This is a genomic window from Bacillus sp. PPSBB_11, assembly GCF_038023285.1.
GTDB lineage: Bacteria > Bacillota > Bacilli > Bacillales > Bacillaceae > Bacillus > Bacillus altitudinis.
This window is the reverse complement of record NZ_CP150633.1, coordinates 880,395-901,108: the sequence shown is the minus strand read 5'-3', so window position 1 is coordinate 901,108 and position 20,714 is coordinate 880,395. Positions and strand designations below refer to the sequence as shown.

Annotated in this window: 17 protein-coding genes and 1 other annotated feature; of the genes, 7 read left to right on the top strand and 10 right to left on the bottom strand. The window is 40.2% G+C overall.

Annotation, left to right across the window (positions count from 1 at the left end; translation table 11 throughout):
- Positions 1–83 precede the first annotated feature (83 nt).
- The gene (locus tag V7L95_RS04565; RefSeq protein WP_017357874.1) at positions 84–1,346 is read left to right on the top strand and encodes a M23 family metallopeptidase; all 1,263 of its coding nucleotides are present in this window, start codon (positions 84–86) and stop codon (positions 1,344–1,346) included.
- 48 nt (positions 1,347–1,394) lie between these two features.
- Here the strand turns inward: V7L95_RS04565 and V7L95_RS04560 are convergent, their stop codons facing one another.
- The gene (locus V7L95_RS04560; protein ID WP_008348223.1) at positions 1,395–2,135 is read right to left on the bottom strand and encodes a sulfite exporter TauE/SafE family protein; all 741 of its coding nucleotides are present in this window, start codon (positions 2,133–2,135) and stop codon (positions 1,395–1,397) included.
- 153 nt (positions 2,136–2,288) lie between these two features.
- Between V7L95_RS04560 and V7L95_RS04555 the strand changes: the two genes are divergently transcribed.
- From V7L95_RS04555 to V7L95_RS04545, 3 genes are all read left to right on the top strand, one after another.
- Positions 2,289–3,737 carry a S41 family peptidase gene (locus V7L95_RS04555; protein WP_008348221.1) on the top strand — a complete coding sequence of 483 codons (1,449 nt, stop codon included), beginning with the start codon at positions 2,289–2,291 and terminating at the stop codon, positions 3,735–3,737.
- Between the two features lie 344 nt (positions 3,738–4,081).
- The gene (locus tag V7L95_RS04550; protein ID WP_007500014.1) at positions 4,082–4,435 is read left to right on the top strand and encodes a swarming motility protein SwrAA; all 354 of its coding nucleotides are present in this window, start codon (positions 4,082–4,084) and stop codon (positions 4,433–4,435) included.
- A gap of 83 nt (positions 4,436–4,518) precedes the next feature.
- Positions 4,519–5,691 (top strand): PDZ domain-containing protein, encoded by a 1,173-nt coding sequence (locus tag V7L95_RS04545; RefSeq protein ID WP_008348219.1) that lies wholly within the window; start codon positions 4,519–4,521, stop codon positions 5,689–5,691.
- Between the two features lie 8 nt (positions 5,692–5,699).
- Here V7L95_RS04545 and V7L95_RS04540 read toward each other — a convergent pair whose 3' ends face one another.
- Positions 5,700–6,065: a winged helix-turn-helix transcriptional regulator gene (locus tag V7L95_RS04540; RefSeq protein WP_017357877.1), complete on the bottom strand. Its 366-nt coding sequence runs from the start codon at positions 6,063–6,065 to the stop codon at positions 5,700–5,702.
- A 221-nt stretch (positions 6,066–6,286) separates the two neighbouring features.
- On the opposite strand from V7L95_RS04540, the gene V7L95_RS04535 reads away from it, so the two are divergent.
- Both V7L95_RS04535 and V7L95_RS04530 read left to right on the top strand, forming a co-directional pair.
- Complete coding sequence (locus V7L95_RS04535) at positions 6,287–6,961, top strand: NAD(P)H-dependent oxidoreductase (protein WP_008348217.1); 675 nt, start codon at positions 6,287–6,289, stop codon at positions 6,959–6,961.
- A gap of 91 nt (positions 6,962–7,052) precedes the next feature.
- Positions 7,053–7,277 (top strand) — a binding site (T-box leader).
- A 75-nt stretch (positions 7,278–7,352) separates the two neighbouring features.
- Positions 7,353–8,702: an amino acid permease gene (locus V7L95_RS04530; protein WP_008348215.1), complete on the top strand. Its 1,350-nt coding sequence runs from the start codon at positions 7,353–7,355 to the stop codon at positions 8,700–8,702.
- Positions 8,703–8,750: 48 nt separating this feature from the next.
- On the opposite strand, the gene V7L95_RS04525 is transcribed toward V7L95_RS04530, so the two are convergent.
- The 8 genes from V7L95_RS04525 to V7L95_RS04490 form a co-directional block, all read right to left on the bottom strand.
- The gene (locus V7L95_RS04525) at positions 8,751–9,743 is read right to left on the bottom strand and encodes a glycosyltransferase family 2 protein (RefSeq protein ID WP_203143724.1); all 993 of its coding nucleotides are present in this window, start codon (positions 9,741–9,743) and stop codon (positions 8,751–8,753) included.
- 31 nt (positions 9,744–9,774) lie between these two features.
- The gene (locus tag V7L95_RS04520; protein WP_340968256.1) at positions 9,775–11,886 is read right to left on the bottom strand and encodes a glycosyltransferase family 39 protein; all 2,112 of its coding nucleotides are present in this window, start codon (positions 11,884–11,886) and stop codon (positions 9,775–9,777) included.
- A 148-nt stretch (positions 11,887–12,034) separates the two neighbouring features.
- Entirely contained in the window at positions 12,035–13,453 is a 1,419-nt protein-coding gene (locus tag V7L95_RS04515) for an ATP-binding protein (protein WP_048002899.1), read from the bottom strand.
- Entirely contained in the window at positions 13,450–14,136 is a 687-nt protein-coding gene (locus tag V7L95_RS04510; protein WP_017357881.1) for a response regulator transcription factor, read from the bottom strand. The genes V7L95_RS04515 and V7L95_RS04510 overlap by 4 nt, the downstream gene beginning before the upstream one ends.
- The gene (locus V7L95_RS04505) at positions 14,133–15,116 is read right to left on the bottom strand and encodes a YncE family protein (protein ID WP_017357882.1); all 984 of its coding nucleotides are present in this window, start codon (positions 15,114–15,116) and stop codon (positions 14,133–14,135) included. The genes V7L95_RS04510 and V7L95_RS04505 overlap by 4 nt, the downstream gene beginning before the upstream one ends.
- 268 nt (positions 15,117–15,384) lie before the next feature.
- Entirely contained in the window at positions 15,385–16,719 is a 1,335-nt protein-coding gene (locus tag V7L95_RS04500; RefSeq protein WP_340968252.1) for an MFS transporter, read from the bottom strand.
- 40 nt (positions 16,720–16,759) lie between these two features.
- The gene (locus tag V7L95_RS04495; RefSeq protein WP_025208046.1) at positions 16,760–17,332 is read right to left on the bottom strand and encodes a TetR/AcrR family transcriptional regulator; all 573 of its coding nucleotides are present in this window, start codon (positions 17,330–17,332) and stop codon (positions 16,760–16,762) included.
- A gap of 90 nt (positions 17,333–17,422) precedes the next feature.
- Complete coding sequence (locus V7L95_RS04490; RefSeq protein WP_340968249.1) at positions 17,423–19,948, bottom strand: PEP/pyruvate-binding domain-containing protein; 2,526 nt, start codon at positions 19,946–19,948, stop codon at positions 17,423–17,425.
- Between the two features lie 285 nt (positions 19,949–20,233).
- On the opposite strand from V7L95_RS04490, the gene V7L95_RS04485 reads away from it, so the two are divergent.
- Entirely contained in the window at positions 20,234–20,479 is a 246-nt protein-coding gene (locus V7L95_RS04485; RefSeq protein WP_008348197.1) for a CsbA family protein, read from the top strand.
- The last annotated feature ends 235 nt before the right edge of the window (positions 20,480–20,714 follow it).

The window sequence follows — 20,714 nt, the reverse complement described above, 5'->3', positions numbered from 1 at the left end:
TTCTATAGAAGATGTGACCGGTTGATCCAATTCATCCGGTCGACTCTTCATGCAGGCAGTTGTCATGGGAGGGGAATATCGTTTTGAAAAGAAAGCTGATGATGGCTGGAATGGCAGCGTTTATTGGAACAACGTGGCTATACATTCCAGGGAACGAAAATCGTGCATTCGCATACGAAGACCTAGATCAAAAACGTCAACAAATTGAAGAGAAAACATCGAAGACTGAATCAACCTTGAAGAAAAAGAAATCAGAACTGGCAAAGCTTGAAAAGAAAGAATCAAAGCTAAAGCAAGAAATTGAAAAAATTGACCAAAAAGTAAGTGCCGCAACTGAAAAAGTCGCTGAAAAAGAAAAAGAGGTCAAACAGACGAAACAACAGATCAAAAAACTAAAAAAAGAGATTGAAGTCATCAACGAGCGAATTGAAAAGAGAAAAGCGATTTTCAAAGATCGAATTCGTTCTATGCAAAAAAGTGGCGGTACAATCAACTATTTAGATGTGCTGCTAGGTGCTCGTAGCTTTAGTGATTTTGTCAGTCGTGTGGGAGCTGTTACAACCATCGTCGAAGCAGATAAAGACATGATTACAGAACACGAAAATGATTTGGAGCTAGTGGAGCAAAAAGAAGCAGAGCTAAATAAACAGCTAAGTGGACTTGAAACATCTTTGAAAGAGCTTGAAACGTTGAAAAAGGACCTATCTAAACAGCAAAAAGAAAAAGGAAAAGTCCTTGGTCATGTAACGGAAGAAAAAGAACATGCACATGATGAACTAGGAAAGCTTGAAAATGAACAAGAAATTCTAGCGAATCAGAAAGCGGCGGTAAAGTCTGAAGAAGCACGCCGTCAAAAAGAAGAAGCGAAGAAAGCAGAACAAGCAGCTGCTGAAAAAAGTGTACCTGCACCAAGTGGAGGATCTGATCAAGTGTCAGATACACCAGCAAGTAGCTCAGGTTTCATTAAACCAGCTGCAGGCCGTTTCTCATCAGGCTTTGGCGGGCGTTCTGGCGGACAGCACTACGGATTAGATATCGCTGCAAAAGGCACTGTATCTGTCGTTGCAGCCGCATCTGGCACAGTCACGAACTCAAGCTACTCGTCGAGTTATGGGAATGTGGTGTTCATTACACATAACATCAATGGCCAAACGTATCAAACGGTATACGCTCATCTTTCAACAAGAAGTGTGTCAACAGGTCAAAGAGTCGAGCAAGGTCAATTCCTTGGATATATGGGCAACACAGGTCAGTCTTATGGCCAGCATCTTCATTTTGAAATTCATAAAGGATTATGGAATGGCGCGAAATCAAATGCAGTCAATCCAGCACAATATATCCGCTGACAAAAAGCCGATAACATCATGTTATCGGCTTTTTTCATGTAGATGAAATTAAAATAACAGCAGTAATCCGGCAATAATAGGTGTTAAAAGCACAGCGGATTTTAATAAAAGTTTTGGCGCAAGGCGTGTAAATTTTGCCCCAATAAAAGCCCCTAATACGGTACCGATTAAGATCTGAACGAGCAGGATAAAGTCAACATAGCCTTCTGAAATATAACCAATCCCACCGCCAATAGAGATTGGAATAATCACTAGCATCGTTGTGCCAACAGCTTGTCTAATAGACAGCTTCAGCAAAATCAAAAGCCCCACTTGAATAAATGGTGCTGATCCGATACCGAACATCCCTGAAAGCATCCCTGATACAAGGCCTAATATAATGCCCCTGATCAGCAATTGGCGTGAAGAAAGCGGCTGCTGCTCAGCATCTTCTTTTAGGACAAACAATTTGATCATCATAAAAACAGCAGATAAAAAGAGCATACCAGCTGTTAAATAGTGCAGGCTATCCTCTGGAATAAAAGGAGCCACTTTTGCTCCGGCAAATGAAGCAATACAAGCTAGTGCACCGACAATCAAACCTGATTTGAGCTGAATATTTCCTTCTCGGTAGTGGCTGTATGCACCAGATAAAGTCGTAAATGCCATAGCAGCTAAAGATGTCCCAAGTGCAGTATGGATTGGTACATCAAAGATTAACGTCAGCAATGCGATGACAAAACCAGCCCCGCCAGCTCCTACAAACCCTAGTAAAATTCCTAATAAAAGCATAGTCAATATAATATACATAGCGATGACTCCTTCTCGATCGTAACAAAATAAAAATTACACCTAATGAAATGATTAGTCAAGCCTCCCTAGGAGAATGTCTTTACATGAAATCCCTTCTTCTGGCATATAATAACTCAGGTCATCAGGAAGAGTTGAAGAAGGAGGCCAAATATGAAAAAACAAATCGCATCCATCATGGCAAGTGTCATTCTCATCATCAGTGCAGGGGTTGTGACGCATAAAGAGGCGACTCAGGCGGAGTCACCGAAAGCGGCTGCTGCAGTGGCTGGACAAGCTCAATCAAGTGATCGAGCGAAGGAAAACGGAATGGAGAAAATTGAGAAAGCCTATGACCTCATTTCGAATGAATATGTAGAGGAAGTGGATCGTCAAAAGCTGCTTGAAGGTGCCATTCAAGGAATGCTTTCAACCTTAAATGATCCGTATTCAGTATACATGGACAAGCAAACCGCAAAGCAATTTTCGGATTCACTTGATTCCTCATTTGAAGGAATTGGGGCAGAAGTTGGAATGGATGAAGGAAAGATTATCATTGTCTCTGCCTTTAAAAAATCCCCTGCAGCAAAGGCGGGTCTGAAACCGAAAGATGAAATCATCAGCATTGACGGTGAGACGATGAAAGAAAAAAGCCTAAACGATGCTGTACTGAAAATAAGAGGAAAAAAAGGAACGTCTGTCGCCTTGAAAATCAGACGAAATGGAATTGAAAAAGAGCTAACATTCCATATCAAACGAGAAGAAATCCCGCTTGAAACCGTAACGGCTTCAATGAAAGAGGTCAATGGTCATAAAACAGGCTATATCGCGATCTCTAGCTTCTCTGAAGATACGGCGAAGGATTTCACGGCAAGCTTGAATAAGCTCGAGAAAAAGGGCATGGAAGGCCTTGTGCTGGACGTGAGAGGAAATCCTGGCGGCTATCTACAAAGTGTGGAAGATATTTTGAAACATTTTATCACAAAGGATCAGCCATATATTCAAATTGCAGAACGGAATGGCGATCGAAAACGATATTTTTCAAAACGAAAAGAACAAAAACCATACCCGGTCAATGTCTTAATTGATAAAGGAAGTGCATCCGCTTCTGAAATTCTGGCTGGTGCTTTGAAAGAAGCAGGCAAGTATGAAGTGGTAGGTGACGTTTCCTTTGGTAAAGGAACTGTGCAGCAGGCGGTACCAATGGGAGATGGAAGTAACATTAAATTAACGCTGTATAAGTGGCTGACACCGAAAGGGAATTGGATTCACAAAAAAGGCGTTGTGCCGACCATTGCGATTCATCAACCAGATTACTTCACCGTTGGCCCGCTCCAGCTGAAAGAACCGCTTCAGCTTGATATGAACAATGAAGAAGTCAGACAAGCACAGACATTGTTAAAAGGGTTATCATTTGACCCTGGCAGAGTAGATGGATATTTTGACGAAGAAACGAAAAAAGCTGTACTCGCATTTCAAAGCACATACAATCTCGATAAATCTGGTGTGATTGATTTAAAGACAGCGAAAATGATGAACAAGATGGTAGATGAAGTGAAATCTTATGAAAAGAATGATCTTCAGCTGCAAACTGCACTAAAAGCACTATATCTCAAAAAATAAAGAGGCGAATAAATGCCTCTTTTTTTTGGTTCATAAGTGTTACGAACATGTAATAATTTATTCTTAAAAATATATTATATCGAGAAATATATTCATTTATTTTACAAAAAACATAACATTCCTTCGAATTTACCCGATAACATATTTATATAAGAGACTTTCTGTTGATTTAAACATGTCATGAAAATGAAACTTTTGAAAGTTGTATGTTACATAAATAATTCTTACAATAAAAAGTAGCACTCATTTTAAATATTTTATTTTTTGCGGATATTCAGCTTAAGCATTGAGCTGTACCGAGGTTTGCGCTTTTCTTAAAAGAACTAGTAAATGGGGGTACACAATTGAAAAGGGCAAGTATTGTGAGAGAGAAAAAATATTACGAGTTGGTAGAGGAGCTTAAGAGTCGTACGAAAGATGTGACGTTTTCGGCTACAAAGGCATTAAGTCTACTCATGCTGTTAAGCAGGTACTTGGTCAATTACACAACGGTAGAATCAGTCGACGAGATCGATGAAGACTGTGCTGAGATATACTTCAATTATTTAATGGATAATCATAAGAGACTTGGTATAAACTTAACCGACATCAAGAGGTCCATGCAGCTTCTCGGCGGCATACTAGATGTAGATGTGAATCACTATTTAAAAGATTTTTCACTGTCGAATGTCACACTTTGGATGAATCAGGAGAAATAAACCTGATGTCAAGCATCGATTTATTTGATAGAATAAGAGAAAATGCTTGACTTGGGCGGTGAACGATAATGAGCTCGGAGTGGATGGGAGCCGGATTAAAAGCGGTCGGTCTGTTTTTAATCCATCCTCTTTTTTATTTTATGGTATTAATCAGCCTATTATATGGCTACATCCGCGTAAAGCGGGAGAGAAAAGCGTTTCAAACAAGAATAGAAGATGTTTACGATGAACTGAAATTTACATATTCAAAGGGATGGGTTCCAGGAATTTGTCTATCGATCATATCTGTAGGCTTAGGGATTTCCCTTCCGCCTGGATTCATCGTGCTGATTGCAGCGATGACCATCGTTTTCTCTCTATTCTTTAAGGCGAGTGCGCTTTCGTCTGCATACACACTCGGTTTCAGTTTTATTGCGGCATTTGGATTGATGTCTGTTCAAGTGAGCCATTCCTGGCTGCCGCAGCTTTCAATGATGAATGCATCAGCCGTTGTGATCCTGTTAGGGCTACTGTTAATGACTGAAGGCATGTTAGCCTATCGAACGGCGCATTTACGTACATCGCCTGCAATGGTGATGAGTGCGAGAGGACTTTTGATCGGCCAGCAGCGAGCAAACCGTCTGTGGCTTCTACCACTTGTTTTGCTGATGCCGGCAGGTGAATGGACTTCTTCTCTGCCATGGTGGCCTGTGCTTCAAGTGCACGATCAAAGCTTTTCATTTATTGTGATCCCGTACATCATCGGCTTTGGCCAGCGTATTCAAGGATCGCTGCCAATTGTCAGTATTCAAATTACGTCACGCCGAATTATGATGCTCGGTCTAGCTGTTGCTGCAGTAGGTGCGGCAAGTATTTGGTTTGAGCCGATTGCGTGGGGAGCTGTTGTTCTAGCGATTGCAGGAAGAGCCTTTTTATCATGGAAGCAGAGGGCGAATGACAACGCTGCACCATTCTTTTTCTCTAAGCGGAATCAAGGGCTTATGGTGCTTGGTATCATTCCGAATACCCCTGCGGCTGATTTAAAGCTTGAGATCGGAGAAATTATTACAAAGGTCAATGGAATCGAGATCAAAACCGTTTCAGAATTTTATGAAGCACTACAAACCAATCGTGCTCTGACAAAGCTTGAGATCATTGGTCTCAATGGTCAGACAAGGTTTGAGAAACGCGCCTCTTACGAAGGGGAGCATCACCAGCTTGGTATCCTGTTTGTGAAGGACGATCCTCAGCAAGAGCCAACGGCGATTTCATCTTAAAAAAGCTGCTAGAGATGGCAGCTTTTTTCTTTTGGGCGCGTTTCTCTCCCATAGGATTCGCCCCATTCACGCATGGCAAAGATAATGGGCTTTAACGTATTTCCAAGAGAAGTCAGTGAATACTCGACACGAGGAGGAACTTCCTCATAGACTTCACGGTGAACAATCCCGTCTTGTTCAAGTTCTCGTAATTGCAACGTCAGGACACGCTGCGAAATTCTTGGCAGAAGCCGGCGTATTTCGTTGTAACGCTTTGGACCGCAAGTCAAATGATAAAGGATGACGCCTTTCCATTTTCCTCCGATGACATTTGTAGTGATAGACACGGGACAGCCATGATTCACAATACTGACTGGATTGGATGGTGCACTCATCTCAACATTCCTTTCTTAAACGAAAATGGTCATAAACGAACATGTTTGTACCTAACGAACAAAAATGTGCGTACTTGAATCAATGGAAGCTTTTCTTTTACCATAGAGATAGGACATCACACATTCGGGTTGTTTGTTTTCCTATCATAACAATTTCTATGAGGGAATGGAAAGAAATTGGATTGTGGGAACACACCTGTTCATTAGAAAGGATGAATAAAATGCGAGACAAAGAGCAGTTAAAAAAAGAAATCATTGAGGCGTATGAATTCCGTCATGCGACAAAAGAGTTTGACCCAGCGAAAAAGATTCCAGAGGATGATTTTGCATTTATTTTAGAAACAGGAAGACTTTCTCCAAGCTCTGTAGGGTTTGAGCCTTGGAAGTTCCTCGTTGTTCAAAATGAAGCATTTAGAGAAAAATTAAAAGAGTATACATGGGGGGCGCAAAAGCAGCTTCCAACTGCCAGCCATTTTGTGATCATCTTGGCAAGAACAGATGCCCGCTATGATTCAGCATATGCAGAATACATCAACAAGCAAATCAAAGGAATGACAGACGAAACGTTTGAAATGGTCAAGGGGCGCTACAGAGAATTCCAAGAGAACGATCTTCATCTACTAGAAAATGACCGTACATTATTTGATTGGGCTTCAAAACAAACGTATATTGCCTTAGGTAACATGATGACAGCTGCGGCACAGATCGGCATTGATTCATGCCCAGTTGAAGGATTTAGCTACGATCACATCCATCGTATCTTAGAAGAAGAAGGGTTACTGGAGGATGGTCAATACGACATCTCTGTCATGGCAGCCTTTGGTTATCGTGTCACTGAGCCAAAACGCGGCAAAACACGTCGCCCGATGGATGAAGTAGCTGTTTGGATTCGTTAATAGCTGTTTGTCTGAAAAAGGCTGTTGACAATTGCGTGGTTAGTCAGTATATTTAAAAAATAAAATCTTTGACGAATATACAAATTTGACTATAAACGCTTTGACTTGAGAATAGTAAATGAACATCCGTTTTTTAAGAGAGCTGCGGGTCGGTGCAACGCAGTAAAACGAATCATTGAACTCGCTCAAAGAGCGGTAAGACTGAATGAATAGTAAGTCTTTACGTGTGACCTCCGTTATCGGGTTTTAAGTTGGATTCAGCCATGGCTGAATCAATAAGAGTGGTAACGCGGTTGCAAGGTCAGTCGTCTCTTCCAGGAGATGGCTGGCCTTTTTATATGCTTTTATCTCATATTTGTCTGAAGATTCAAATTTAAAGGAGCTATAGAAAATGGAAAAGGAACATGTGCAGTTAAAACGAACAATGACATCAAGGCATATTATGATGCTTGCGCTTGGCGGTGCCATCGGTGCTGGTCTGTTTAAAGGAAGCAGTTCTGCCATTGATATTGCGGGTCCTGCTGTCATTTTGGCATACATGATTGGTGGTCTTATTTTATTATTTATTATGCAAGGACTTGCCGAAATGACCGTTGCACGACCTGGAGCAAGAACATTCCGTGACTTGATTGAACCTGTGTTAGGAAAATATCCGGCCTATTTCTTAGACTGGATCTATTGGAAGATGTGGGTGCTGAACATTGCAGCAGAAGCGATTGTGTCGGCCATCTTTATTCAGTACTGGTTCCCACAAGTGCCAATCTGGATGCTTGTGTTAATCATTTCACTTGTAGTCACAATCATTAATGTTTGCTCAGTCAAAATGTTTGCTGAGACAGAGTATTGGTTAGCTTCTATTAAAATTGCTGTCATCATCTTATTTATTATCATTGGATTTACCATGCTATTTGTCTCATTCGGACAGCATGCAGCACCTGGATTGTCTAACTTAACGGATCACGGTGGATTTTTCCCAAATGGTACTGGTGGATTAATTGCAGCAATGCTGGTTGTCGTGTATTCATATGGTGGGACGGAGATGATTGGGGTCACGTTAGCAGAAACAAAAAACCCTGAAAAAGTCATCCCAAAGGCCATTCAAAGTACGTTTGTACGCATCATCGGTTTTTATGTACTACCGTTCTTTATCATTGTCAGCTTAATCCCTTGGAATCAAGTAAACAATGAGCAAGTAAGTCCATTTGTGACAGTGTTTGCAACAATCGGAGTACCGTATGCTAGTGACATCATGAATGGTATTATCTTACTAGCGATTTTGTCTTCTATGAACTCTGGCTTGTATGCTTCATCACGGGTGCTTTATACACAGGCAATGGATGGCCGTGTATGGAAAGGATTCTCCAAGCTGTCAAAACAGCAGGTGCCTGTGCGAGCCATCCTTGTATGTACATCTACCTTGTATGCAGCTGTATTGATTTCTCTTTTTGTAGGAAGTCAAACGTTTAATTACTTAATGGGCTCTTTAAGTTACACAGTTCTATTCATCTGGTTTATCATTGCCGTCGGTCATTTGAAATCTCGAAGCGTCGCACAGCCAGGCGGATATCGCGTGAAGCTGTATCCTTTCACAACGTGGTTTTCAGTTATTGCGATCATGGCCATTTTTGTCGGCGTTGTATTCAATACACCAATTGTTCAAACGCTGGTCACCATGGGCATTTATTTAATCATTACACTATCTTTCTTTATTAACAGAAAACGGTTTGAAACAGCCGTCTAATTTATTAAAAAGCGTGCAGGACCTTCTGAAGGGTCTCGCACGCTTTTTTTAATGCTGTTTATATTGCTTGAAGTGGACAGGGGATTGAACGGGATGTGGCTTTGCCTGAAGGCCATAGCTATCCCTGACGATATAAAGCGGCCGGTCCTTGGCTTCATCGTAGATTCGGCCGATATACTCCCCGATCATGCCTAACATAAAGAGGATGATCCCGCTAAAGAATAGCTGAATGACAATTAATGAACTCCAGCCGGTGATGGTGCTGTTTGTAAAAAGCTTTAAATATAAAACTAGAAACATCGAAATGAAGCCAATAGCTGAAAGGGCAATACCTGCCACGCTGGCTAGCTTTAAAGGTTTGTAAGAAAAAGATGTGATCCCATCCATCGAGAGCTTGAGCATCTTTTTGAGAGGATACTTTGTTTCTCCTGCCAACCGCTCATCCCGAACATATTCTACCGCAATCTGTTTGAAGCCAACCCAGCTCACTAATCCGCGGACAAATGGGTTTTTCTCGCGTATTTTTCTCATTTCATGACACACTTTACGATCCATCAATCTAAAGTCGCCGGTGTCAATAGGAATATCTACTTCGGTGATTTGACGTAGCACTCGGTAGAAAAGGGAAGCCGTGTACTTTTTGAAAGCTGTTTCGCCTTTTCGTTGCGTGCGGACCGCGTATACGACCTCATAGCCTTCCTTCCATTTTTCAATCATGTCTAAAATCAATTCAGGTGGATCTTGTAAATCCGCATCAATCACTACGACAGCTTCTCCCTTTGCATAATCCATTCCCGCTGTAATGGCAATTTGATGCCCAAAGTTACGAGAAAAATCAATAAGTCTCACATGCGGATCGGTCTGGCAGTACCCTTTAATCAGTTCAGCTGTTCGATCCATACTGCCGTCATTGACGAAGAGAAGCTCATATGCTTCTCCCGTCGAATCCATGACGGTCTTGAGGCGCTGATACGATTCATGGATCACAAGTTCTTCATTATACACTGGGACTACAACAGAGTATTGTATGTTCTTTTCCATCAGTCATCGTTCCTCCCTTTTAATAGATGAATTAATCAACGGATAGTTCATAAAGAGTACCGCTCTCCATTCCGCCCATTCGTCCATTTGACTGATCATTTTGTTTTGATTGTTGGCTGTCTGTTTGCTGGTTCGTTTTGGATATAGAGCTGTTCTGCCATTTAGAAGCAGATACTTCTTTGCCATTTTTTTGAATCCAAGTGAGAATGTCAGAGCTGCCGCCTCTCATACCAGAAAGATAGAAGTATTTGATTTTGCCGTCTTTAACGAGCTGTTTGAATTCATTAAGCGTGAGAATGTTATCAGATCCACTAAATCCACCTAATGCCATAACAGCTTTTCCTGTTTTAATAATGTAAGGCGAAGCAGTGGTTGCATCTGTTGTCCCGAATAGGAATTCTTCTCCCGTATTGTTTTTTTCCAGATAGCTGATCAGCTTTTCATTGACTTGTGAACTCATGCTGCCACTTGAAGTTGCAAGCTGAGGACCAGCCTCTGGCAGCATACTGTTTCCTCCGTAAAGAAGAGGTGTGCTTGCCCAGTATAGGGGTGCGATCAGCATCCCAAGGATGGCAATGAGAGACATGAATTGTTTTAGTTTTTCTTTCCCTTTTATCAAGAGCAGAGAAAGGATCGTTCCAACACCAATGATACCGACTGCGATGCTTAGTCCAAGTCCGATCGTGCTTGTAAAAGTGGATAGGATAAAGATTTCAAATGCGGTTGTGACGAATATCGCAATTGGAAGCAACCATTTTTTAAAGCCAGTTCCTGTTTGGAACAATTGAGTCATAGAAACCCATCCTGCTCCTGCTAATACAGCAATTGGCGGTGCCAGCATGATTAAATAATAGTGATGGAAGAATCCTGCGACACTGAAAAATGCAGCAACGGGTATAAGCCAAGCTAGCCAAAATAGTGTTTCTTTTTGTTTTGTATTGAGGCGTCTTCTTTCAAAGGCTGTCGAGAAGAAGATACCAATCGCACCGAAGAGCGCAAATGGAAGCAGCCAGCTGATTTGATCGGACAGTTCAGATTGGAACAGACGTAATGGCCCTTTTGTTCCTGTTCCAAACATGCCAGAACCATTTCCCATTTTTCCGCCCCCGCCATTTGGCGGTCCATCACCATTACCGCCTGAAGGCATATCAGGTGGTGTTGTGCCGTTTGCATTGCTTGGTGGTCCTTGCATTGAAGGCTGTTCCTGACTGGATGATTGGTTTGAATTGTCTGAGTTGTTTTGAGTTCCATTTGATGGCGGCTGAGGCATGGTGGATGAATCATTGTCATTTTGCTGATCACCCTGCTGTGAAGGTGGCTGTCCCTCACCTTGATTTGTGCCGCCTCCGCCAGACTGTTGACCAGTCAACCGCTGCAGACCATTGTAACCAAAGGCTAATTCTAGTGCTGAGTTCGATTGACTTGATCCCATATAAGGACGATTGTCTTTGGAAGTGAGATCAACCGCTATAGACCATGAAGCAGATACACCTAAAAGAACAATCATTGAAATCATCAGCGATAACAACTTTTTCTTCCATGTCGTTCGATAGGCAATGATGTAAAACAGAACGAGAGCCGGTACAATCATATACGCTTGTAGCATTTTTGTATTAAAACCGACACCGATCATTGCAAAAGAAGCAATCGCCCAAAGCACTTTCTGCTGTTTCACAGCCTTGAACATCATGGCTGTTGCGAGTAAAAGAATAAAGACGAGTAAGCTGTCAATGTTATTTGTACGAGATACAGCAACTGCGATTGGTGTACACGCCATAATGAGTGCTGACAGTCTTGCAGCAGCCAGGCCAAATGTAGGTTTGACTAGGCGGTAGATTAAATAAACAGATCCAATGCCAGCTAAAGCTTGGGGTAAGATCACACTCCAGCCATGCAGGCCGAAAATTTTGGCACTGATCGTTTGCAGCCAGAAGGCGAGCGGTGGTTTATCCACCGTGACATAACCTGAGGGATCGAACGAAGCAAAGAAGAAATTATGCCAGCTTTGCATCATACTTGTGACCGCCGCTGTATAATAAGCGTTCACCGTATCGTCGTTCCAAATGTTATAAATGTTTAAAATGGCAGATAAAATCAATATGAAAAATAAATAAAGATCAAATTTCTGAAAGCGTCTAATCAAAAGCTTGTCACTCCTTTTTCTTAACTTGAAAAAAGTGTAACAAGCAAATATGAATAAATTGTTAATAAAAAAAGGCCAATTCTTTATTTTTCTGTTGAATAAAAACAGCTCTAGAAAAGAGCTGTTTTGTTTAAGATGTCATCTTATTTTATGAGGAGACAGGAGGAGTTTCAGTGCTCTCTGTACTTGGTAATTGTATAATAGCGGTCGTACCTAGGCCTTGTTCAGATTGAAGAACGAACGTGCCACGATGTTTTTTTATAATTTGATAAACAATGGCTAGTCCAAGACCAGAGCCGCCATCTTTTCTTGTGCGGGCTTTATTCACTCGATAAAAACGCTCAGAAACATGAGGGAGATCTCCTTTTGGAATTCCGCTGCCTTCATCTGTGATTCTCAATTCAGCAGTTTGTTGGTGAACGAATAATTCAATCGAAATCGATTTTCCTGATGGCGTGTAATGGATGGCATTGTCCAATAAATTACGAACGACTTGCTCAAGTCGATCGCTATCACCATAAATAATACAATCTTCTTCGAGTTCTCGGTTGAACGAGATTCCCTTTTGACTAGTAATGAATGTCATTTGATCAAGAACATCATGAATAAGCTGCGCAAAGACGATTGGTTCCATCGTTAGTGGATAAGATTCCCCCTCTAACTGCGCGAGATCAAGAAGATCATGTACGAGCCTGCTTAATCGTGTGGATTCGTCTTGAATAATCTGCATGCCTTTCTTTTGATCAATAATGCCTTCTTCAATTCCTTCGGCATAGCCTTTCATATAACTTAAAGGCGTTCTCAGTTCGTGAGAGACATTAGCAAGGAACTCTCTGCGATGCTGTTCAACTTTTTCTAACGTAGAGGACAGTTTATTAAAGGAACGGCTCAGCTGATTTAGCTCATCCCCTTTTTTGGTCACAGCCATGCGTTTTGAAAAATCACCAGATTCCATTTCCATTGCAATTTCTTTCATTTGATTGATCGTCCTTACGACTTTATTAGAACTTTTATATCCAATAAAGAAAATCAAAAGCAGGATAATTAAAATAGAGATGCCAAGCGTTAATCGAATTTGAACAAACGGTTCATACACATCAGATAAAGGCATAGAGAGGAAAATGGTTCCTGATAAATCATTTTTGTTTGAGAACACAGGGATGGCAATCCCGAGAATATCTTGATGAAACTGGGGGTGTTCTCTAATTAACACAACTGTTTTCCCCTGAAGAAGCTTTTGGCGTTCTTTAAACGTAATGAGGTTATCGTTTGTATTCGTATCGAAAGGAATACCGCTTGAAAGCTCCATAGGATCATCAGTAAAAATAACACTTGCCTGACTTGAGTCATTTGCCCACTTCATTCTGTCAGTAAAATACGTGTCTTTCCCGTGTTTGTGATAGATTTCTGCCAGCTTCTTTCCTTGTAAACTTAAAGAGTCAATCTGTTTATCTATATATAAGTGCTGGTATAAGTAATAAGTCAGAGCAAGAGCTGAGGCAGCAACGATTCCTATAACGGAAAGGATTAAGAAAAGCACTTTCCTTTTAATAGATAATGGCTTCATTTGTCCTCCTCAAACTTATAGCCGACACCCCAAACGGTTTTAATATACCGTTCCGCTTCCTTTAATTTCAGTCTTAGTGTTTTAATATGTGTATCGACTGTTCTTAAAGATCCACTAGATGAGTGTGATTCCCACAATTTTTGATAGAGCTGTTCACGGGAAAAGACTTGGCCTTGATTGAGCAGAAGAAACATAAGTAAATCAAATTCTCTTCTTGTTAAATTGATGGGCTCTTGCTTGAGATAGACTTGTCTGCCATCTTGATCGATCTCCAAGTCACCAATCATGATTCGCCTGCGCTTTAAAGAAAGACCTCTAATTCGTCTTAATGTCGTTTCAATTCTAGCTGCAAGCTCACGTAGACTAAAAGGCTTCATGATGTAGTCGTCTGCTCCAATTTCCAGCCCCTTAATGCGATCCTCTTCATAACTTCTAGCTGTTAAAAATAAAATGGGGATTTGAGAGGTTTGCCTGATGCGCTGGCAGACTTCGAATCCATCCATATCTGGCATCATAACATCCAATACAACAAGGTCAATGGCCTCTTTTTCAAGCTGATGTAAGGCGCCCGTGCCATTATTTGCAGTTATCACGTGAAAGCCTTGTCTCTGCAAAAAGGATCCGATTAACTCAAGCATATCTAATTCATCATCTACTATTAAAATATTCATCTGTTCTTTCATTTCTTTTCCTCCAACATGATAGCATAAGGTCCTGCTGGGATGTTCAGTCGGTTCTTCAACATGAATGTATGTTTGTCGATGACGGATACTGAATTGTCATCTAAGTTACTGACATATATAGATGAGGAATCAGCAGTGATATAATTCGGATTTTGACCGGTCTCAACAGAGGAAAGCAGTTTGTTTTTCTCGGTATTTACTTTATATAGTGTATGGTCTCCATGACATAATACATATAAAGTAGAAGAGTTTTTTTCTGAAAAAAATGCGACTGGCATAACACCTAGTTTGATTTCTCGCTGTTTTTTACCTGTTTTAGGGTCGTAAGCAAAAATGCTCTTATTTAATGTGCCCGGTTTACCGTGTCCTCCAACCCAAATGGAGTGCCCATCAAAATGAATGCCAGATGGCCGTTCTAGGACGGAAATCGTTCGTATCTTTTTTTTCTTTTCAATATCAATGACTGAAACAGAATGACTTTTTGCATTTAAAACAAACAACGTTCCTGAAGAAGACAACGCCATAGAAGAGGGTAATGTCCCGGTCTTCACAGTTGCTTTTATTTTCTTGTGCACTGTATCGATAAAATAAACGACATTTTTCTCTGAATCGGTCACAAGTAAAGTGTTGGTCTCCGCATCATACGCAAGTGAAGTCAGACCTTTATTCACATCCATATAGTCCGCTGCTGTTCCTTTTTTTAGATTGATTTCTATAAGAGATTGTCCCTCCTTACTTGATGCAATGATCACATCTTTGTTGATGTGAACAAGATCAGTGAGAGGATGTTTTAAATCAACGGAAGAGACAATTTTATTTTTTTGTAAATCAACGATTGAAAAGGAGGCTTTTTTTAGTTGAGAAATGACAGCAATTGATTGAGAGCTGCCAGGTGGCGTAAATTGCTGGTCTTTTCCGCAGCCTGCTAGGAAAAATAGTAGAGCTGACAAGCATATTAAAAAATATTTCACTCGTTTCATCCTTCTGCTCCTTTGGTGCTCTATTTTCAAAAAGCATAACACAAAAATTGTGAAAAAAAATCGAAGTTATGAATGCTGGAAGATATGAAAAGAAGTTTTTAGGTGGGGAAGTAGAGTTGAATGAAAGTTGAAATTTCTTTTTCGTTTATTCATATGACATTTTTTCATGAGTAAAAGATCATTTTCACAGTTTGATCATTGTATCCATAATCGGTTACAGTAACAAATAATCATAGCTCCCCCGCCCTAAATAGAGCGAAGGGAGTCATTAAGCAGAGTGTTCAGATGAATGAGAAGTGGGTTTCGTTTTTAGACTATGAGAGAGGAGGAAACCAAGAATACCTGCGCCCATTAATACGATAAATAAAGATTGAAAACCACTTAATATACCAATTAAAGTAGATGAAATGATACTTCCGAAATATCGAAAGGTAGAAAAAATCCCAGATGCAGAGCCGGATAAACTCTGATCAACAGATGTTAAAGAAGCCATCTGCATGCTAGTCATGCCAATACCTGATGAGATCCCCCCAGCGACTAATGTGATGATAAGGAGTGGTAAATTTGGGTAGCTGCTTAGTGTGATCAGCATAACACCGGATAAAGTAAGGCATAGAAATGAAAATCGAATCATTTTTTTGGCACCTTTTATTGGATGGAGCTTTGCTCCGAGTAATCCACTAATAGACATACAGAGTGAAAAGATCGAAAGGAAAATCCCGCTTTGTGTATGAGAAAGCGCGAGTTTTTGCTCCATAAACAGCGGCATGATGAGAAGAATCGCGTACATCACAAAATTACTAAGCATGATAGAAAGGTTAGCGTTCGTAAAAGTACTGTTTTTAAATAGTGTCAAATCAATGATGGGATTTGTAACTTTCCGTACGTGTTTGAAAAATAAAGGAATGGAAATGACCGCTAGAACGCCATAGATCATGTATTCGTTTAATACTTGGCTTTTAGTAAACAAAATGAGTGTGGCGATCCCGATTGTTAAGTATAACGAACCGATGATATCTACATTGGCTTGTAAACGTGTATGTTTCATCTTCGGAATCATAAAAACGCCTGTCACAAGTGTGAGAATCAAAAATGGTATATTCACTAGGAAAATGGAATGCCAGTCAAAGCTCTGAATGAGAATAGAGCCGATAAAAGGTCCAAGTGCGGCACCAATTCCCGCTCCAAAACCGAAAAAACCCATAGTTTTAGAAAGTTTTTCATGTGATACTGTTGCACGAATTAAAGCAATGCTGTTCGGCGTTAATATAGCTCCGCCTGCCGCTTGAATTGATCGGAAGCTAATAAGAAAAGCAAGATTAGGTGCGAAAGCACATCCAATGGAGCCAATCAAAAAGAGTATCACACCAGCTAAATACATGCTGCGGTGGCCGTATATATCTCCCAGCTTACCCGCAATAGGTTGAGTGACTGCCATGACAATTAGATAAATCGTGACCACCCAAGTAATGTTTGATATGGATTGATCGTAATAAGTTGATATAGATGATAGAGCGACTGCGATCATGGTTGAATTGACTGGAACTAAAATAGCTCCAAGCAGCAAAGAATAAATGATCAAGTTCTCTTTTTTAAGATTCAATGTGTTTACCACCTTTGTAAAAAAGAAGAATTTCACCCAATTAAGTGGGGGAAATTCCTCTCATGAAAATGTGTGTGCATGTCTCAATAAAGTCTTCTTTTTTTGTTAAAACAAGCTGAATGTCTTGCTCTAGCTGTTGAATGAAAAAGCCAAAATACGTGCTAATAAATATATCTGCATAGATGTCTTCTTTTCCTTCTAATACACGATGCTGAGCACCCATTTTTTTGAAATAATGAATCAGCATGTCTCTCAATTCTTGAGGATAAATTTTTTCATGGTCTGTTAAATCTTTAAACATAGCGGGTTCTCTCATGCTGATATAGATAAATTCTTTTTTTGAAGTCAAATCTTCAAGGAAATAGCTACCGAGAAATTTTAAATCGGTGTATAAATCGTCTTTAAATTCTGCTTCAAGGGTTTTGGTCGGTGTTGATTTCATTTTCATAATGGCAGCAATCACGCCGCGTTTGTTTTTAAAGTTACGAAAAATTGTCGCTTCACTTACATTCGCTTTTGTCGCAATTTCTTTTGTCGTTGTTTTTTGATAGCCCTTTTCAGACAATAATTCCATTGTTGCGCGAATGATCCGTTGATTTGTTGATTTTAACAAGCATACTCACCTCAGGTTATGAATGTGTTTGCAACAAAGTAAGTATACCGATAAAATCTGTGACCGCCAATATGATTCAAACAGTGACGACTATGCCCGTGAATGCTGATTTAATAACTGGATACGCCCATTGGCTCCATCTACTGTCACGAGGTCACCGGATTTTAGTTTTTCAGTTGCGATCCGTGTACCTAGGACAGCCGGTATCATATATTCTCTAGCGATAATAGCGGAATGGGACAAAATGCCGCCAGAATCGGTGATGACTGCTTTTGCGTCTCTAAATAAGCTGGTCCATAAAGGTGTCGTTGTTTTACAAACTAAAATGTCATCTTTTTCAAATTGTGAAAATTCATCAGCAGATGTAATGACTCTGACTCTTCCAGAAGTAATGCCGCTAGATGCACCAATTCCATAGATTGAATCGTCTGTGTTGTTTTCATTTTCCCTTAGCGAACCGAGCATTCTTTCTACTTGCTGTAATTCAGCTTCAGAAGGCGTTCCTGTATAAGCTGGTGGTTGGATGGATTCATTTTCCTTCATTTCAATTTTTCTTTGCTGAATGATCGAATCGTATGTGGTCGAAGTTGTGAGCGCATTGAGTACTTCATCATCGTAAAGATACCAAAGGTCTTCTTGATGAGGGATCGCTCCTTTTTGAACAAGAAGTTCACCAATCTTTAAGAGATAGAGTCTCGCTTTTGCATCTAACATGGCATCAATGTAAAAGTGATGATCATCTCGAATATTGGCTGCATGGAGTGCAAAATGATAAAGTTCTTCAAATTTTGTTTTAAACGCTTCATCTGTCACTTGACTGATAAACTGTTCATACGTTTCTTGTCTTTTGATCACGGCTTGTGCAAATTCTTCATCAAAATCAGATTGGTACCGAATGTTGTTTCTAATGATGTCCAAGACAAATTCAGGATTTTCCACCCATGTTTCCTCTGTGAAATCATGGCTTTTAACAGACCGCCAACCATAGACTTGGAGAAAATCTTCTACTTTGGAAATGAAGTTTTTCCCTTTTTCTGTATGATTGAGTGCATATAATAGTTCAGCATTCGCTGAATGATCTGTAAATGCCTGAAGAAGTTCCGAATCTTGAAGGACGTCTTTTGCCAAGTGAAATAGCTTTTGATCTGTTTCAAGAGACTTGTTCATCACACCTATCATCATTTCATGCAACAGGACGACTTGTGTTTGATCGCCATCATATGAGACAAGCATGTCTTCAATGATTGCTGATAGAATGACTTGAGGTATGACAATGTCAAAATGGTCGTCATACGCTCTTAGATAAATCTCTTTTAATTCTTGAAAGCCATTAATGGCTTCATCAATTGTCAGCGATTGAGTGATTTGCCGATCAAGTTTTTCGTATAATGGGAACAAGTTTTGCTCTAAAATGCGATACATTCTTTCGCTTAAACGAGGAAACAGTTCGAATAGGCTCTCGTCAAAAACTGGTTCATGTGTCGCTTCTGGTATAGACGGTGAAGAATACAGATGTCCTCTATAAAGCTTGATATCTTTAATATTAAGGTCTGGTACTTGATACTTCTCTCCGTTTTTCTTCATCCCGTTTTTTAAAGCAGGTATGATCAAACTTGAAAAAAGAGGACTTGTTGGTCCAGGCATATGATCGTCCATTGAGATCCAGAAGTCTTGCAGCTCTTCAGGTTTCAATTGAAAGGCTGCACCTGAGGAGCCATTTGCTGTATTGGAAAAAGAAGCAGTAATCGGTCTTGCTTGAAGTAAATAAAAAGTACCATCTGACATGCCGAATTCGATATCTACTCCATGTCCATAAAGTTCTTCTACTTGTTTTGTCATTTTCGTGATTTGGATCAATTGGTCATCTCGAAGACAAAATTGGCCAGCCATCTCTTCACCTACGGGTTGTTCAATGACGCCCTCTTGACAGGGGACAATTTGCAGTTCTTTTGTTCCTAGTGATTTTTCAATAGAGTACGTTTCTTTGTTTACAATAAATGTATCTGGCGTCACAAGGCCGGAGACGATGGCTTCTCCTAGTCCATAGCTTGCAGTCATCATGACTTCGTTTGTTTTTCCTGATACAGGATTCTCACTAAAGATGACACCAGAGATGTCAGAATGGATCAATCCTTGTACAACAACAGCCATGAGCGGCATCTCTTCCTCGTTCTCAATCATTTCTTCCTTATATTCTGTGACTCTTGCTGCGAAGTAAGACGACCAACATTCTTTGACGGCTTGCAAGAATTCTTCATTTGTTTTGATATTTAAATAGGTCTCGTATTGACCTGCAAAGGAGGCGCCTTCGAGATCTTCCGCAACAGAAGAGGATCGCACTGCAACGGATGGATATGTTTTCAACAATGATTGAAAGGATGAAAGTAATTCTGTCTCCATTTGTGAAGGAAACGAAGCTTCTGTGATTTTTCGGGCAAGGTTTTGATCAGTTGGATGGAAATTGTGATATGAAAGAAAGCTTGCAAAGCTGTTCGTTTTAATAATAAATCCATCTGGAACTGGCAGTCCGTGATTGTTTAATTTAATTAAATTCACGCCTTTTGCCCCTGCGAGTGATGCGGATTCTTCAGCCGCATGAAATAATACTGAATACATGGGAATGCCCCCTTATCCAAATAGCCAATGGTTTCATTTGTCTCTTTTTGTTTTTTTGAATGATAGTGCGCACTATCATTTTCATCATAGAATTTATTGGATGTAACTGTCAAAGACGTAAAGACCTATCTTTAGAAAGGGGACGTTTTCACTAATTTTCCTCCTCATCTATATCAAAAGTCTTCACCCGAGAAGAAAAAAAGCTGAAATCGAAAACTGTGAATTGTTCATTATGCCAATCTTTACTATAATCAAGGGAGTAGACCATGTAGAGGGAGGGTTTTTGTGATTACAAAAGCCATATTTGCACTTGTTTTTCCTTTCTTGCTCGTTATTTTATTTTCAAAGGTTACTTATAATCATTACGTTGGCATTGCATTAACAGCAGCGCTTTTATTTGCTTCGTATATGAAAGGCTATACAGAAACCTACTTTATCGTAGGATTAGATATTATTTCTTTAGTGGCCGGGGCATTGTTTATGGCCAAGAAAGAAGTCGAAAAAAGAGAGAAGGCTGAAAAACATCATTGATGTGATCCCTCTTGATGAAAAGAAAATGTTTTTGATTGCAGGAGCTGTGCTTACGATTCTAGTGAGTGCAGCTTTCTTTTTTGTGGTTTTTCTGCTGATCGAATATCTCACTCCAAAATGTTCCATACTGAAAGGAAGGTTTCTTTAGAGGGTTATGAGCCACGGCAGAGAGGGTATGGTTGTATTGGAAATAAAAATCAAGTCAGACACGAACTTTAGTTCGTATTTTTGTGTT